The 16,833-nt window shown below is 62.6% G+C and carries 13 protein-coding genes; 11 read left to right on the forward strand and 2 right to left on the reverse strand.

What is annotated here, in order from left to right:
- Window positions 1-259: 259 nt before the first annotated feature.
- Window positions 260-2,449, reverse strand: a complete 2,190-nt coding sequence (locus tag HW554_RS15125) for a glutamine synthetase III family protein (protein ID WP_176909417.1) — start codon at window positions 2,447-2,449, stop codon at window positions 260-262.
- Between the two features lie 445 nt (window positions 2,450-2,894).
- On the opposite strand from HW554_RS15125, the gene HW554_RS15130 reads away from it, so the two are divergent.
- Window positions 2,895-4,760, forward strand: coding sequence for an LTA synthase family protein (locus tag HW554_RS15130; RefSeq protein ID WP_176909419.1), 1,866 nt, complete (start codon window positions 2,895-2,897; stop codon window positions 4,758-4,760).
- 34 nt (window positions 4,761-4,794) lie between these two features.
- Here the strand turns inward: HW554_RS15130 and HW554_RS15135 are convergent, their stop codons facing one another.
- Window positions 4,795-5,037: a hypothetical protein gene (locus HW554_RS15135; RefSeq protein ID WP_176909420.1), complete on the reverse strand. Its 243-nt coding sequence runs from the start codon at window positions 5,035-5,037 to the stop codon at window positions 4,795-4,797.
- 741 nt (window positions 5,038-5,778) lie between these two features.
- On the opposite strand from HW554_RS15135, the gene HW554_RS15140 reads away from it, so the two are divergent.
- The 10 genes from HW554_RS15140 to HW554_RS15185 all read left to right on the forward strand — a co-directional run bounded on the left by HW554_RS15140 (window position 5,779) and on the right by HW554_RS15185 (window position 16,826).
- Window positions 5,779-7,173: an exopolysaccharide biosynthesis polyprenyl glycosylphosphotransferase gene (locus HW554_RS15140; protein WP_176909422.1), complete on the forward strand. Its 1,395-nt coding sequence runs from the start codon at window positions 5,779-5,781 to the stop codon at window positions 7,171-7,173.
- A 133-nt stretch (window positions 7,174-7,306) separates the two neighbouring features.
- Window positions 7,307-8,182 (forward strand): WecB/TagA/CpsF family glycosyltransferase, encoded by an 876-nt coding sequence (locus HW554_RS15145; protein WP_176909423.1) that lies wholly within the window; start codon window positions 7,307-7,309, stop codon window positions 8,180-8,182.
- A complete protein-coding gene (gene rfbF / locus HW554_RS15150) occupies window positions 8,179-9,117 on the forward strand; it encodes a glucose-1-phosphate cytidylyltransferase (protein ID WP_176909425.1) in 939 nt (312 codons plus the stop codon). Before HW554_RS15145 ends, rfbF begins: the two co-directional genes overlap by 4 nt.
- A 46-nt stretch (window positions 9,118-9,163) precedes the next feature.
- On the forward strand, window positions 9,164-10,285 hold the full coding sequence (locus HW554_RS15155) for an NAD-dependent epimerase/dehydratase family protein (RefSeq protein ID WP_176909426.1): 1,122 nt from the start codon (window positions 9,164-9,166) through the stop codon (window positions 10,283-10,285).
- A 34-nt stretch (window positions 10,286-10,319) separates the two neighbouring features.
- On the forward strand, window positions 10,320-10,904 hold the full coding sequence (rfbC, locus tag HW554_RS15160) for a dTDP-4-dehydrorhamnose 3,5-epimerase (protein WP_176909428.1): 585 nt from the start codon (window positions 10,320-10,322) through the stop codon (window positions 10,902-10,904).
- Window positions 10,905-10,914: 10 nt separating this feature from the next.
- Window positions 10,915-12,231: a class I SAM-dependent methyltransferase gene (locus HW554_RS15165; protein WP_176909429.1), complete on the forward strand. Its 1,317-nt coding sequence runs from the start codon at window positions 10,915-10,917 to the stop codon at window positions 12,229-12,231.
- A 286-nt stretch (window positions 12,232-12,517) separates the two neighbouring features.
- Entirely contained in the window at window positions 12,518-13,330 is an 813-nt protein-coding gene (locus HW554_RS15170; protein ID WP_176909431.1) for a sugar phosphate nucleotidyltransferase, read from the forward strand.
- On the forward strand, window positions 13,324-13,965 hold the full coding sequence (locus HW554_RS15175; protein ID WP_176909433.1) for a PIG-L deacetylase family protein: 642 nt from the start codon (window positions 13,324-13,326) through the stop codon (window positions 13,963-13,965). Before HW554_RS15170 ends, HW554_RS15175 begins: the two co-directional genes overlap by 7 nt.
- Before the next feature lie 148 nt (window positions 13,966-14,113).
- Entirely contained in the window at window positions 14,114-15,439 is a 1,326-nt protein-coding gene (locus tag HW554_RS15180; protein WP_176909434.1) for a DUF4910 domain-containing protein, read from the forward strand.
- 1 nt (window position 15,440) lies between these two features.
- Window positions 15,441-16,826 carry a glutamate-1-semialdehyde 2,1-aminomutase gene (locus HW554_RS15185; RefSeq protein WP_176909435.1) on the forward strand — a complete coding sequence of 462 codons (1,386 nt, stop codon included), beginning with the start codon at window positions 15,441-15,443 and terminating at the stop codon, window positions 16,824-16,826.
- Window positions 16,827-16,833 lie beyond the last annotated feature (7 nt).

The raw sequence follows: 16,833 nt of genomic DNA on the forward strand, positions 1-16,833 counted from the left end.
GCTGCCCACTCGTGTGGATGTACAGTTGACGAATGACGCGCTGGCCTTACGCTGCAAGGATGCCGCCAGCCAGCGGGCCGATACTCCTTATCGGGCGGCAGAGGAGCACTATAGCTGGCAAACCACAGGCCCCGCATTTGGCACAACGCTGCCCCCTGGTTTACGCACAAAAAAAGCCGCATCCCCCGGATGCGGCCTTTCTAAGATCGGGGCGCGGAGAAAAATTCCCACCCAACTCCGGCCCGACTCTGACCCTGGCTTAGTGCAGGAACAACAGTTCGCGGTACTTTACCAGGGGCCAGTCCTCATCGTCCACCATCAGCTCCAGCTTGTCTGCCGAGCGGCGAATGGTGTCGAAATGCACTTTCACCGTGTCGCAATAGGCCAGTGCCTGCTCGCGGGTATCAGTTAGTTTATTGGCCGCTTTGCGGGCGTTAATCATCTCTGCCACCTGGGTTTTGATGATGGATACGTGGCGCGAGATGGACTTAATAGTATCCAGCGTGCCATTGGTATACTCGTCGTCAAGGCCCAGTTCGCGCAGGCCGCGCACGTTGTTTACCAGCTTGGTCTGGTAGGCCAGCGCCGTGGGCACAATGTGGTTGATGGCCAAATCACCCATCACCCGGCCCTCAATCTGGATTTTCTTTACGTAGTCTTCCAGTACAATTTCGTGGCGGGCGTGTAGCTCGACGGGCGAGTAGATGCGGTGGCGCTCAAACAGGGCCGCCGACTCGGGCGTAACGATGGCGTCGAGGGCCTGGGGCGTGGTGGGCAGGTTGCTCAGGCCGCGGGCCGCGGCTTCCACCTTCCACTCTTCGGAGTAGCCGTTGCCCTCGAAGCGAATAGCCTTGGAGCTGATGACATACTCGCGCAGCACCTCCACAATGGCTACTTCCTTCTTGCGGCCATCAGCAATCAGCTGGTCAACTGAACGCTTGAAGTCGATGAGCTGGTCGGCCACGATGGTATTGAGCGTGGTGATGGCCGACGAGCTGTTGGCCGACGAGCCCACGGCCCGGAACTCGAATTTGTTGCCGGTGAAGGCGAAGGGCGAGGTACGGTTCCGGTCGGTGTTGTCGAGCAGAATGGCCGGAATCTTATCAATGCCGAGTTTGAGGTAGATGTTGTCGCCTTTATCGAGCGGCACCTGGGCTGTACGCTCCAACTCGTTCATCACCGAGTCCAGCATCGAACCCACGAATACCGACATGATGGCCGGCGGGGCCTCGTTGGCCCCCAGACGGTGGTCGTTGCTGGCCGAGGCGATGCTGGCGCGCAGCAGATCGGCGTGGCGGTGTACGGCTTTAATGGTGGTGATGAAGAACGTGAGGAACTGCAGGTTTTCCTTGGGCCGGCGGCCGGGGGCGAGCAGGTTCACGCCGGTATCGGTGCTCAGGGCCCAGTTGTTGTGCTTGCCCGAGCCGTTTACGCCGGCAAACGGCTTTTCGTGCAGCAGCACCTTAAAGTCGTGCTTGTCGGCCACGCGGGCCATCACATCCATCAGCAGCTGGTTGTGGTCAACGGCCAGGTTGGCATCCTCGAAAGTGGGGGCGCACTCGAACTGGTGAGGGGCTACCTCGTTGTGGCGGGTGCGCAGTGGAATGCCGAGCTTGTTTGCTTCCTCTTCATAATCAAGCATGTAGGCATGCACCCGGGCCGGAATCGAGCCGAAGTAGTGGTCGTCGAGCTGCTGGCCTTTGGCCGAAGAGTGCCCGAACAGCGTGCGGCCGGTCATAATCAGGTCGGGCCGGGCGGCGTACAGGGCCTTATCTACCAGAAAATACTCCTGCTCGATGCCCAGCGTGGTGCTCACGCGGGCCACGTCCTTGTCGAAGTAGTGGCACACGTCGAGGGCCGCCTTCTCGAGCACCTCCAGCGACTTAAGCAGCGGGGCTTTATAGTCGAGGGCCTCGCCGGTGTAGGCCACAAAAATGGTCGGGATGCACAGGGTTTTGGCCCCACCGGTTTCGATCAGGAAAGCGGGCGAAGTAGGGTCCCAGGCGGTGTAGCCGCGGGCTTCGAAGGTATTACGGATGCCGCCGTTGGGGAAGCTGGAGGCGTCAGGCTCCTGCTGCACCAGGGCCGAGCCCTTGAAGTTTTCGACGGGCCGGCCGTCGGAGTTGAGGTCGAAGAACGAGTCGTGCTTCTCGGCCGTAGCACCCGTCAGGGGCTGGAACCAGTGGGTGTAGTGGGTAGCGCCCTTGGCCATGGCCCAGGTTTTCATGGCCGAAGCCACGGCGTCGGCTACGTTGCGCTCCACGGGCAAGCCCTGCTTCACGGCAGCCTGCAGCTTCTTGAAATACTCGCCGGGCATGGTGGCCCGCATGGCATCAAGGTTGAAAACGTTTTTGCCAAAGCTATCGGAGCGTCGCTCACCAGTGTTTGCGACGGTCAGCGGCTGGCGCTTGGTAACTTGCTCAAGAGCTTTGAAGCGGAGAATTGCCATAGAGGAAATGAAGTACGCGGAAGAAATTGAAGCGTGTAGCACTTATCAATAGGGACAAATATACGACCTAAGTATAAAAGATGACACCAACCGCCTTATTTTGCACCCCTATCTTCGATATAAATCACCTTTTTTTTCAGATAAGCCCATATAATTATACCCCCTATCCTGTTTCACACACACATTTTACAGAGCCGTACCCCTTTTGAAGGATACTATTGGCAGGACTTACGCAAAACCGGGTTTTGGGCTTGTATCGCATATGTAGGGAATGAGTTGCGGAGGTCGATGTAGGGGCGGGGCTTGTCCCCGCCCGCCGTTCAACAGTACGGTGCGAACGGCGGGCGGGGGCAAGCCCCGCCCCTACATCGACCTCCGCAACCTGGGTTTGAAAAGCCCGGCCGCCAACTCCGGGCATCCGGGCCGGGGGGTTACCTTTGCAGGCGTGAAAAGCCGCTTTGCGTTTCAGCCGCGCTACTTCCTGTTCTGGCTGCTGTATTTCGGGCTGGTCAGGGGCCTGTTTCTGGTTTACTACCTGTCGCGCACGCTGGTGCTGCCGGCCGGCACGGTGCCACGCATCTTCGGCCACGCCCTGCGGCTCGATGCCTCAGCGACGGCCTACCTGTGCCTGGCTACCTTCCTGTTGTTCGTAGTCGGCAGTCTGGCCGGGCCGCGGTTCGGGCTGGCGCGCGGCCTGCGCGTACTTACTATGGTGCTGGTGGCGCTGGTGTCCCTGCTTACGGTGGCCGACCTGGCCCTGTACGGCCCCTGGGGCTTCCGGCTCGATGCTACGCCGCTGCAGTACCTGCGCACGCCGGGCGAGGCGGCGGCTTCGGCCAGCGCCGGCCAGTTGGGGCTGCTGCTGGGGCTGTGGCTGGCGCTGCTGGGCGTGGGCTGGGGCCTATATAGAGGCGTGGTAGGCCGGCTGCCGGACCTGCCGGCGGGCTTCGGACGGGGCCGGGCGGCGCTGGCGGCGCTGCTGTACCTGGTGCTGCTGGTGGTGCCGTTGCGCGGGGGCCTGCAGCAGATTCCCATCAACCAGGGCGACGTGTATTTTTCGCAGGCGCCCTTTGCCAACCACGCAGCCATCAACGTGCCCTGGAATGTGCTCAACTCGCTGCGGCTGCAAACCAGCACCCGCAACCCCTACCAATTCCTGCCCGATACCGCCGCCGCTCGCCTCACCGCCAGCCTCTACCAAACGGGCGGCCCCGATACGGTCCGGCTGCTGCGCCCCGGCCTGCAAAAGCCCAACGTGCTGTTTATCATTTTGGAGAGCTTCACGGGCAAGCTGGTGGGCCATTTGGGCGGCGAGCCGGGCATCACGCCCACCCTCGACAGCCTGAGCCGCACCGGCGTGGCCTTCCGCAACATCTTTGCGGCCGGCGACCGGAGCCAGAAGGGCCTTGTAGCGCTGCTCTCGGGCTACCCCAACCAGCCGGCCACCAGCATCATCAAGTACCCGCGCAAAACCGAGCAGCTGCCTCACCTGGCCCGGGTAATGCGCCAGCAGGGCTACAGCACGGCCTACTACCACGGCGGCGAGCTGGCCTTCGCCAACATGAAAAGCTACCTCGTCACGGCCGGCTACCAGCGCTTCACCGAGCGGGCCGATTTCGCGCGCCAGGACCAGAACGCCAAGTGGGGCGCCCACGACCATGTGCTGTTCAACCGGCTGCAGCAGGAGCTGCCCGCCCAACCGGCACCGTTCTTCGTCACGGCCTTTACCCTGAGCAGCCACGAACCGTTCGACGTGCCCATGCGCGCCCGCTTCCGAGGTTCCAGCGAGGCCAGCCGCTTCCGCAACTCCATGTATTACACCGACCACGTGCTGGGTCAGTTTCTGCAAACGGCCCGTCAGCAGCCCTGGTGGAACAATACGCTGGTGGTGCTGGTAGCCGACCACGGCCACCCCCAGCCCGGCAACTCGCCCAACCACGACCCGGCCAAGTTCCGGATTCCGCTGCTACTCACCGGCGGCGCGCTGGCACCCGCCGCCCAGGGCCGGCGGGTGCCCACCTACGGCTCGCAAACCGACGTTGCTGCCACGTTGCTGCACCAGCTGAACCTGCCCGCCACCAACTTCCCCTGGAGCCGCGACCTGCTGGCCCCCGCCCCGCCCGCCTGGCCCGGCGGCGCGGCCTTCTACTCCTTCACCGACGGCTTCGGCGTAGCGACGCCCGCCGGAGTGGTCACTTACGACAACGTAGCCCGCCGCATCATCGAGCGGGATTCGACGGTTTCCCAGCGGCAGTTGCGCTTCGGGCAGGCGTATGAGCAGGTGTCTTTCGGGGATTTTCTGGGGAAGTGAGGAAGTGGCTGGGGCGTAGATATATAGGCCCAGTCTACTCCGTACATTGGGTTAAGTAGGTGATGGCGCCTACCCACAGCCGGTTGGGAGCCGTAGGAGCTGGCAGGCCGGGCAGCCTGTTGGGGGCGGCGCGTACGGCCGAATCCGAATGGGTGGTACGCGGCACGAACGAGTGCGGCTGCTGGGCCCGCAGCCCGTGGGCTTTGAGCACGCGGCAAATCTGGGTTTGCACTTCGGTGCGCAGCAGGTAGGTGCCGTAGCGCTGGCCCACTGGCATACCAACACCTCAATAACGACTACTTGCCAGGCCGACCAGACGGGAGGGGCGTTGCCAAGCGTAACAGGCGACCGGGGCCACGTGCAGCACCTGGCAGAGCTGGTGTACGGGCACTTGAGCGGCCTGCTGGGCAATGTGGTGGTAAGTGCTCACGGGGGCGGATGGCCAAGGAGAACCAAGGCTTTTTCTACAGTATCGAGCTCCTGCGCCAGTCGTGTGCTAGCTGCGCGAAGGGCGCGCACTTGCGGGTCGCGTGCCACTCTACACTGGCCTCTTCGGTCACGAGCTGGGGCGGTGGCCAACGGTAGAGCAGCTTGGGGCTACTGCCCATTTGCCGGGCTGGGCCTAGGTGCTGCGTCTCCCGATGGCCAGACGCAGAGCCTACGCCCTAAACGCTTCGCCGTGTTTACTCCGTTTGTCGGGCGACGTTCCGCTGGGTTTTGCTGCCATGAAAGAAGAAATATACATCCTTCTCTTGTCTGTTTTGCCGAGGCCAGCTCAAAACTACATGTAAGTCATATTATCCAATGCATATAATTATAACTTTTACTGTGTTTTACTTTCCAAATAAACTATAATACGTTATAAAATATAATTTTTCATATAAATGCTATTGATCAATTTTTAGAGTGCATTTTGTCATTTTTATATAATAATTATTAATTTTTCTTTGTAAAGAGAGTAGCATCAAATCACCAACAAGGCTACTCTGAATACTTCCTGGCTTCAACTGGAACGACTATGGAACGCTATGCTCACTACTCTGACTCCAGCCGGATAATTCTTCCCTTGCTCGATGGCATCATTATTTTTGGTGCCTTTCGCGCTTCTACCATCTTGGTTTCAGATGCTTGGTTATTTGATAGTTACGCCTCATTCTTCGTCGTTTTCGCGCTCCTGTGGTCTATGCTTTCGCATCACTACGCGAACATCTTCCGGCTGGACCGCCAGATTTCCTACGGCGAAAAGCTGGTTTACCTGTTGCGGACCTTCCTGATGCATGGCGGGTTGCTGTTTGGCGTTGCATTACTGCTGCACGTCAGCTGGATGCCCCAGCGGCAGTTGCTCGTGGTTTATGGGCTGGCGGTTGCGGGTGTGGTGCTAGGGCGGTTTTTGCTCGCGTTTTGCTACCGCCTTTACCAGCGCTATTTTGCCGAGCCCCACAGCCGATTCATTATTGTGGGAGCCAGCACTAGTGGGCAGCAGCTCTACTACTTCCTGCGGGCTCACGACCCCGACGGCAGTCAGTTCAAGGGTTTCTTTGCCGATGAGAACGTGCCAGCCGCCCTGAGCCACCTCGTGCGGGGCACGGTGGCCGAGGTGAAAGACTACTGCCGGCGCACCCCGGTTGATGAAATTTACTTTGCGCTGCCTTTCACCCAGCAGGCCCTGATTGCCGACCTGACGAGCTTTGCGGCCGATAACTTCCTCTCGCTGCGCATTGTGCCCGATTACCACGGCACGCTGGGCCAGGACGTGAACATGTACCTCTGCGACCACCTGCCCGTGCTGATGGTGCGGCGGGCACCCTTGGCCATGTGGGCCAACCTGGTGCTGAAGCGGGCCTTCGATATCGGCTTCTCGCTGCTGGTTATTGTGCTGCTGTTTCCGCTGGTGCTGCCGGTGCTGGCCCTGGCCATTAAGCTCGACTCGAAGGGGCCGGTGTTTTTCCGGCAGATGCGGCCGGGCAAGCGCAACCGCTTGTTTCCGTGCTACAAGCTGCGCACCATGTCGGCTGGCCACCAGCAGGCCGAGCTGCAGGCTACCAAGGCCGACCCGCGGGTGACGCACCTGGGCCGGTACCTGCGCAAATACAACCTCGACGAGCTGCCGCAATTTTTCAACGTGCTGCTGGGCCATATGTCGGTTGTAGGCCCGCGTCCCAACATGATTTCGCAGCTGGAAGAATACTCCAAGCACATTCACACCTACGCCATGCGCCACGCCGTGATGCCGGGCATTACGGGCTACGCCCAGGTGAACGGTTTTCGGGGGGAAACCCGCGCCCCCAACGCCATGGAAAAGCGGGTGGAGTACGACCTGAAATACCTTGAGAACTGGTCGTTTAGCCTGGATATGCAGATAATAGGCTTAACGCTCCGCAACATGATAAAAGGCGAAAAAAACGCCTACTAGTCATTCGCCTCCCGACGACTACCTCCTTAAAACTGCGGTAGGCCTGTTGCAGCCAGCGCCGCTTGGCAGGGTGGTTTTCGAGCAGACCGAAGCTGCTGAATCCGTTGAATCGTTCTTAATTTCTTACCCAGCCATGCCCAGAATCCTTGCCAAATATGCGGTGCTGAAAACGCAGGTTTCGGCGGGTACGCCCGCCGATTTCCTGGCGGCCATTCTGCGGCTGGGTGCCGCCCGCGGCTCGGGCTACGTGTGCTGCGCCAACGTGCACATGCTGGTGGAGGCCCATCACCAGCCCGATTTTCGGCGCCTGCTCAACCAGGCCCGGGTAGTAACCCCCGACGGCAGCCCCGTAGCCGCCAGCCTGCGCTGGCTGCACGGGCAGCCGCAGGCCCGCGTGGCGGGCATGGATCTGCTACCGGCGCTGCTGACTGCCGCCGCCGCCGCCGGCCAGTCGGTTTACTTTTATGGAACCACCGAGGAAGTGCTGGCCGCGCTGGTGGCCCGGGCCCGGCGCGAGCTGCCCACCCTGCAAATAGCTGGCTGGCACGCTCCGCCCTTCCGGCCCCTCACCCCGGCCGAGGACGCCGCCGACGTGGCCGCCATCAACGTGGCTCAACCCAACCTGCTGTTTGTGGCCTTGGGCTGCCCGCGCCAGGAGCGCTGGATGGCGGCCCACGACGGCCGCGTGCAGGCCTGCATGCTGGGCGTGGGGCAGGCATTTCGGGTGTATGCGGGGTTTGAGCCGCGTCTTCCGCCCTGGGCCCGGCCGCTGTGGCTGGAGTGGGCCTTCCGGCTGTGGCAGGAGCCGCGGCGGCTGGCCGGGCGCTACCTGCGCACCAACCCACTGTTTGTGTACCTGTTGGCCCGCGAACTGCTCCTGCTTTATATCGGCCGGGCAGTTGCCCCTGGGCAATCGGCCGGCCCCAGCCGGCCCCGGCTGGCCCGCCGGCGCAATGGGGCGCGGCGCGACGGGTCCTCTGTTCTTCACTCCAAAACTATTGTGCGATGAAAGCGGTGATTCTGGCCGGGGGCTACGGCACCCGCATCAGCGAGGAAAGCGGGCTGCGGCCCAAGCCGATGGTTGAAATCGGCGGAAAGCCCATTTTGTGGCACATCATGAAGATTTATGCCCACCACGGCATCACCGATTTCGTGATTTGCTGCGGCTATAAGGGCTACCTCATCAAGCAATACTTCGCCGATTACTTCCTGCACAACGCCGACGTCACGTTCCGGCTGGACCGCAACGAGGTGAAAGTCCACTTCACCAACGCCGAACCCTGGACGGTGACGCTGGTTGACACCGGCCAGGAAACCATGACCGGCGGACGCCTGCGCCGGGTGCGCGGCCACCTGGACGACGAAACGTTTTGCCTCACTTACGGCGACGGGGTCGGCGACATCGACATTCAGGCCAGCATAGGCTACCACCGGCAGCAGCACACCCTGGCCACGCTCACGGCGGTGCGGCAGCCGGGTCGTTTCGGGGTTTTCAACCTGCCCGATGATGACAGCAAAGTGAGCAGCTTCACCGAAAAGCCCGAAGGCGGCGTCACCTCGTGGGTAAATGGGGGTTTTTTCGTGCTTGAACCCGCCGTAATCGACTACATCGACGGCGACAACACCACCTGGGAGCGAGCCCCGCTGGAACGCCTGGCGGCCGAAGGGCAGCTGGCGGCCTACCGCCACCCGGGCTTCTGGCAGCCCATGGACACCCTGCGGGACCGTAACATGCTCGAACAGCTATGGCAAAGCGGCAAGGCCCCCTGGAATGTGTGGAGCCAGAACCCGGCGCCCGCATCGCGCCCGCTTAAACCGCAGCCCGCCGTCGTTCCGGTGCTGCCCGCGCCCTGGCCCATTGCGGTAGCGTCCGACAACGGGCACAACGGCCGGACCCGCTGGTCTGCGCACCTGCCGCCGGGCACGCTCATGCCCATCGACTAGCCATTTGCCTGATACTACTTGGCCTCTCACCTGCTCTCCTACTTCCATGGCTTCTCCTCGCATTCTGATAACCGGCAACATGGGCTATGTAGGCCCCGGCGTGGTACGCACGCTCCGCCAGGCCTTCCCCGGGGCCGAGCTGATTGGCTACGACCTGGGCCTGTTTGCGCATTGCCTCACTGGCTCCGGCCGCCTGCCCGAATCCTACCTCAACCGGCAGGAATTTGGCGATGTGCGCACCTTTCCCAGCGCCTTGCTGAAGGGCGTAGACACCGTGGTGCATCTGGCCGCCATTTCCAACGACCCGATGGGCACCGCCTACGAAGCCGCAACGCTGGCCGTAAACCACGCGGCCAGCGTGCAGCTGGCCCGGCAGGCCAAATGGTGCGGCGTGCAGCGCTTCGTGTTTGCCAGCTCGTGCAGCCTGTATGGGCTGGGCGGCGAAGTGGCGAAGAACGAAGATTCGGCGCTCAATCCGCTGTCGGCTTACGCCCGCTCGAAAGCTGCCACCGAGCGCGATTTGCAGACGCTGGCCGACGACTCTTTCCAGGTGAGCTGCCTGCGCTTTGCCACTGCCTGCGGCTGGAGCGAACGGCTGCGGCTGGACCTGGTGCTTAACGACTTTGTGGCCAGCGCCACGGCCACAGGCGCCATTAGTATCCTAAGCGACGGCACGCCCTGGCGGCCCCTGATTCATGTGCACGACATGGCCCGGGCCATTCTGTGGGCGCTGGGGCGCAGCACAAACCAGGGCGGCAACTTTTTGTGCCTGAATGTGGGCTCCGATGGCTGGAATTACCGCGTGAGCGAGCTGGCCGAAGCCGTGGCGCGGGCCATCCCCGGCACCCGCGTGCAGCTCAACCCCGATGCTCCGGCTGACCTGCGCTCCTACCGCGTCGATTTCAGCCTGTTCCGCCACCTGGCCCCCCACCACCAGCCCCGCCATACTCTCGCAGAAACCATCGCCGAGCTGCGCAGCCACCTGCGGGAAATCGATTTTCACGACGCCTCGTTTCGCACCTCCCGGCTCATGCGCCTGCACGTGCTCAAAACGCTGCAGGACGAGGGCGAGCTGGATGAGGAGCTGATTCTCCGGCACGTACCGGGCGGAGCCCCAATTGGGCTGCCCGAACCCGCACCAGCCCGCCGGCTTCCCGAAGCAGTCTGAACCACCGGTCTTTTCGCTTGCTTACCCTGCGGCCATGGAATTTGTAGAAACTGAGTTACCGGGCGTCCTCATTCTGGAAGTGGAGCGCCACTGCGACGAGCGGGGTTTTTTTGCCCGCTACTGGTGCGTCGACGAGCAAGCCCACCACGGCCTCGCCTTTGTGCCGGTGCAGGGCAGCGTGTCGTTCAACCCGACCAAGGGTACCCTGCGCGGACTGCACTACCAGGCCGCTCCGTACGAGGAAACCAAGCTGGTGCGGTGCACCCGCGGGGCTATTTTCGATGTGCTGGTAGACCTGCGGCCGGACTCGCCCACGTATGGGCAGTGGCTGGGCCTGGAGCTCACGGCCGACAACCTGCGCCAGCTGCTGGTACCCGGCGGCATTGCCCACGGCTTTCTCACGCTGCAGCCCGACACGGAGGTGAGCTACCTGATGGACGCCCGCTACGTGCCCGACGCGGCGCGGGGCCTGCGCTGGAACGACCCGGCCATCGGCATCCACTGGCCCGCCCCGCCAGTCCTGCTCTCCGACAAAGACCGCACCTACCCGGACTGGACCCTACCCACCGCCGCCACCGCCCCGATGGCAACCAACTCAGCCCTTATTCAGGCCCTTTAACACTTCTGCCATGACCTCCACCCTGCTCCATCCGGCTGATTCTGTTGAACTGGAGGCCCACCCGGCGCCGGCTGCCAGTCTGGCCCCGGCGGACCATTGCCGGTTCTGCGCGGCCCCGCTCCGGGTTACGTTCGTCGATTTGGGCACCTCGCCGCTGTGCCAGGACCATGTGCGGCCCGCCGATTTCAACCGCGCAGAATCATTTTACCCTTTGCACGCCTACGTTTGCGGGCAGTGCTACCTGGTGCAGGTGGGCACCTTCGTGGAACCGGCCAATGTATTCCGGTCCGACTACGCCTACTTTTCGTCGTACTCGCCCTCCTGGCTGCGACACGCCCAGCAGTACTGCGACCTGATAACCGAGCGGCTGGCCCTGGACGCCGCCAGCCTAGTAGTGGAAGTGGCCAGCAACGACGGCTACCTGCTGCAATACCTGGTGGCCAAAGACATTCCGGTGCTGGGCGTGGAGCCGGCCGGCAATGTGGCCGACGCGGCTTTGCTAAAAGGCGTGCCCTCGTTGCGCAAGTTTTTTGGCAGCGCCACGGCCCTGGAAATAGGCCAAAGCCACGGCCTGGCCGACCTGGTGGTGGCCAACAACGTGCTGGCCCACGTGCCCGACCTGAACGATTTCGTGCAGGGCCTGCGGCTGGTCCTCAAGCCGGAGGGCGTTATCACCCTCGAGTTTCCGCACCTGCTCAAGCTCATCGAGGGCAACCAGTTCGATACCATTTACCACGAGCACTTCAGCTACTTCTCCTTCTGGACGGTGGAGCAGATTTTTGCCCACCACGACCTCATCCTTTTCGACGTGCAGGAGTTGCCCACCCACGGGGGTTCACTGCGGATTTATGCCCGGCACCGCGCGGCGCAATCGGCCCGACTGGCCGTAACAACGGCCGTGCCGGAGCTGCGCAACCGCGAGCTGACGGCCGGCGTGTGCGAGCTGGATTTCTACGCTGCATTTGCCGGGCAGGTGCGCGAAACCAAGCGCAAGCTGCTCGAATTCCTGATTGCGGCTAAGCGCGCCGGCAAAACCGTGGCTGGCTATGGGGCTCCCGGCAAGGGCAACACCCTGCTCAACTACTGCGGCATCCGCACCGATTTCATCGACTACACCGTCGACCTGAACCCCCACAAGCAGGGCAATTTCCTGCCCGGCACCCGCATTCCGATTCTCGAACCGCAGCACATTGCGGAAACCCGGCCCGATTTCCTGCTGATTCTGCCCTGGAACCTGCGCGCGGAAATCATGGAGCAGATGGCCTACATCCGCGACTGGGGCGGGCAGTTTGTGGTGCCCATCCCGGAGGTGCAGGTTTACGAGTGAGTCGGGTTGTTTTAACGAGCCTTTCATACCGCAGCAGCGGGGCATTAGCTACTCTTTATAAGGAACCTGTTTAGGAAGTGTCTGCTATTTAAATGAACGTCATGCTGAGCTTGTCGAAGCATCTCTACTGCCTCGTTGAACGCCCCAATACAAAGCAGTAGAGATGCTTCGACAAGCTCAGCATGACGTTCTAGTTGACTTCCTAAACAGCTTCAAGACAAGGCTTTGGGCCGGTTTCTCTAAGTGCATCGGCCTTATTCCTCATCACTTCTAATCCAGCAATCCGATGAAAGTGGTCCTATTCTGTGGCGGGCAGGGAATGCGCCTGCGCGAGTACTCCGAAGCCATTCCGAAGCCGATGGTGCCGCTGGGCTACCGCCCCATCCTGTGGCACATTATGCGCTACTACGCGCACTACGGCCATGAAGACTTTATCCTGTGCCTGGGCTACAAGGCCGACACGGTGAAGCAGTACTTCATGAACTACAACGAGTGCCTGTCCAACGACTTCGTGTTTTCGCAGGGGGGCCTGCAGGTGAAGCTGCTCAATTCTGATATCTATAAGTGGAACATTACGTTCGTCGATACCGGGCTGCACAGCAACATCGGGGAGCGGCTGGCGGCCGTACAGCCATTTCTGGCGGGCGAGTCGATGTTTCTGGCCAACTATGCCGACGGCCTCTCCGACCTCGACCTGCCGGCCATGCTCACCGATTTTGAGGCCTCGTCGGCGGTGGGCAGCTTCGTAGCCTACCAGCCTCCCCACAGCTTTCACGTGGTGGCGCTGGCCGACGACAACCAGGTGGAATACATCAGCCCCATTGCCCATTCGGGCCTGTGGATCAATGCGGGCTACTTCGCATTTCGGGCCGAGATATTCGACCATCTCCGGCCGGGCGAGGAACTGGTGGAAGCGCCGTTTCAGCGGCTCATTGAAGCCAACCGACTGCGGGCGTACCGGCACACGGGTTTCTGGGCGGCCATGGACACGTTCAAGGACAAGCAGCAGCTCGACGAACTCTATAACAATGGTGATGCTCCCTGGGAAGTTTGGCGCAAGCCGCAGGCCCGGGTAAGAGGGGAGCCCGCGCCATGCTAGCCCTGGTACCGGCGGCCGGCCTGCGCCTGCTCTGCCTGGGCGCCCACGCCGACGACATCGAAATTGGAGCGGGGGGCACGCTGCTGCGCTGGCTGCGGGCGGGCCGGGTGGCGGCGCTGCACTGGGTGGTGTGGGCCGCCACCGACGAGCGGGCCCGGGAGGCGCAGGCCAGTGCGGCCCTGTTTCTGGCCACCGCGCCCGACACCGAGGCCACCGTAACGGTGCACCGCTTCACCGACGGCTCGCTGGCCGCTGACCGCGCCCCCATCAAGCAACACTTCGAGCAGCTCAAGGACTTCAACCCCAACCTGATTCTCACGCACTACCAGCACGATTTGCACCAGGACCACCGCCTGGTGTCGGAGCTGACCTGGAACACGTTTCGCAGCCACCTGATTCTGGAATACGAAATCCCGAAGTACGACGGAGATCTGGGCAACCCGGCCGCCTTCGTGGAGCTGACTGCCGAGGTGCTGGCCGAAAAGCTACGCCTGCTCCGGCTCGCCTTCCCAACTCAAACCAGTAAGCACTGGTACGACGACGAAACCTTCCGGGCTCTACCCCGCCTCCGCGGCATCCAGAGCGCCACCCGCTACGCCGAAGCCTTTTACTTGCGCAAGCTGCTGCTGGGCTGAAGTGAAATGGTGAATAAAGTGAACGGTCATGCTGAGCGCATTCTACCGCTGACTAATTAATGGTACTGCAACGAAGCGGTAGAGATGCTTCGGCTGCGCGGACCCCAGATGAAGCATGACCGTTCTTTTTCCATCCAACAAACCAACCATGCTTACCACTTCCGCCCTTTCTGCTGATGCTGCCACTGCCCTGACCGGCGAGGAACTGCACGCGCTGATGGCGCGGCTCTACCCAATCTGCCGCAGCATTACCGGCGACGGGGTGCGCCAGACGCTGGATGTGGTGCGCGAATACCTGCCCGGGCTGGTGGTGCACGAGGTGCCCAGCGGCACGCCGGCCCTCGACTGGACGGTGCCCTTCGAGTGGAACATTCGGGATGCCTGGGTGAAGAACGCGGCCGGAGTGCGGGTTATCGATTTTCGGGCGCACAACCTGCACGTGCTGCAGTACAGCCAGCCCAAGCACGGCTGGGTAGCGCGCCAGGAGCTGGAGGAACACCTATTTTCGCTGCCCGAACAGCCCGACCTGATTCCGTACCGCACCAGCTACTACCAGCCCAACTGGGGCTTCTGCCTCAGCCACCACCAGCGCGCCCAACTCCAGGACGAGTACTACGAAGTAGGCATCGACAGCACGCTCGACCCGGCCGGCTCGCTGACTTACGGGGAGCTACTGCTGCCGGGCAGTAGCGAGGAGGAAGTGCTGCTGTCGTGCCACTGCTGCCATCCGTCGTTGGCCAACGATAACCTCTCGGGCATGGTAGTGGCGGTGGGGCTGGCGCGGTGGCTGGCGCAGGTGCCACGCCGCTACACCTACCGGTTCGTGTTCGCGCCGGGCACCATCGGCTCCATTGTGTGGCTGAGTCGCAACCCGGCGGCCGTGGCCCGCATCCGGCATGGGCTGGTGCTGAGCCTGCTGGGCGGCGAGGGGGGATTCACCTATAAGAAGTCGCGCCGCGCCACGGCCGAAATCGACCGAACTGTGGCCCTGATGCTGCGCGATATGGCGGTGCCCCACCAGGTGGTCGACTTTATTCCGTACGGCTACGACGAGCGGCAATACTGCTCGCCGGGCTTCAACCTGCCCGTGGGCTGCCTTTCGCGCACGCCCTACGCCCAATTTCCCGAGTACCATACCTCGGCTGACAACCTGGCTTTTGTGCAGCCCGATGTGCTGGCCGAGTCGCTGCTGCTAACCCAGGAAGTGCTGGCCGCGCTCGATGCCAACTGCCGCTACCAGAACCGGCACCCATACGGGGAGCCGGAGTTGGGCCGGCGGGGCCTGTACAGCCCCGTTGGGGGAGCTTCCGCGCACCCCGACGAGCAACTCGCGCTGCTCTGGGTACTCAATCTTTCGGACGGGCAGCACAGCCTGCTCGACATTGCCGAGCGCGCCCGCCTGCCGTTTGCTCAGGTGCAGCGGGCCGCCGACCGGCTACTCGCCCACGATTTACTCATCCTTCTTCCCGACTGACATGCTAGACTTGGAAACCGAGGGCCCCGCACTGGCCCCACCCCTAGCCTGGCGCACGGCCGCCCCGCTCACGCCCGCCAGCTTTGCCGGTTCGCGGGCGCTACAGGGCCGCATGCACGCCGCCATTCCGGGCGGTAGCCACACCTATGCCAAGGGCGACGACCAGTTTCCCGCCGACATGGCACCCTACCTAGTGCGCGGCTGCGGCTGTTTAGTGTGGGACGTGGATGGCAACATCTTCATTGAATACGGCATGGGGCTGCGCTCCGTAACGCTGGGCCACGCCTACCCGCCGATCCTGAAAGCGGCCCGGCGCGCCATGAGTTCAGGCACCAACCTGGGCCGGCCCACCGTGCTGGAGCTGGAAACGGCCGAAGAATTTCTGGCCTTTACGCAGGCGGGCGACATGGTGAAATTCGCCAAAAACGGCTCGGACGTAACCACGGCGGCCCTCAAGCTGGCCCGCGCCTACACCGGCCGCGACCTGGTGGCTATTTGCGCCGACCACCCGTTTTTCTCCTCCGACGACTGGTTTATGGGTACCACCGGCATTCCGGCCGGCGTACCGGCGGCTGTGCAGGCACTCACGCTACACTTTCGCTACAACGATCTGGCGAGCGTCGAGGAGCTGTTTACCCGGCACCCGCGGCAGCTGGCGGCCCTGGTGCTGGAGGTGGAGCGTGACGTACCGCCGGCCCCCGGCTTTCTGGCCGGGCTGCGCAAACTCTGCGACGCGGCCGGCACAGTGCTCATCTTCGACGAAATTATTACCGGGTTTCGCTGGCACCACGGCGGCGCGCAGGCACTGTACGGCGTGCGGCCCGACCTAAGCACCTTCGCCAAGGCACTGGGCAATGGGTTTGCCATTGCGGCCCTCACCGGCCGCCGCGAGCTGATGGAGCTCGGCGGCCTGCACCACTACCACCACGACCGGGTTTTCCTGCTTTCAACTACCTACGGGGCCGAATCGCACGCGCTGGCCGTGGCCCGGGAGGTGATGCGGACCTACACCAACAAACCAGTGGTGGCCCACCTGCACCACCAGGGCGAGCGGCTGCGCGACGGGCTGCAGGCCGCTGCCCGCGACCAGGGTGTAGCCGAACACTTCCGGGTACTGGGGGCGCCGTGCTGCCTGTCGTATGGCACGTACGATGCGGCGGGGCTGCCCTCGCAGGCATTTCGCACGCTGTTTCTGCAGGAAACCCTGCGCCGGGGACTGCTGGCACCCTCCTTCGTGATAAGCTACGCCCACACCACGGCCATGGTAGACGACACCGTGCGCCGGGTGCAAGAGGCGCTGGGCGTGTACCGCCAGGCGCTGGACGAAGGCATTGGCCGCTACCTGCAGAGCCGGCCCGTGAAACCCGTGTACCGCGCCCGCAACTAAGCCGTCA

The sequence above is a fragment of the Hymenobacter lapidiphilus genome (assembly GCF_013377885.1).
GTDB classification, from domain to species: Bacteria; Bacteroidota; Bacteroidia; order Cytophagales; family Hymenobacteraceae; genus Hymenobacter; species Hymenobacter lapidiphilus.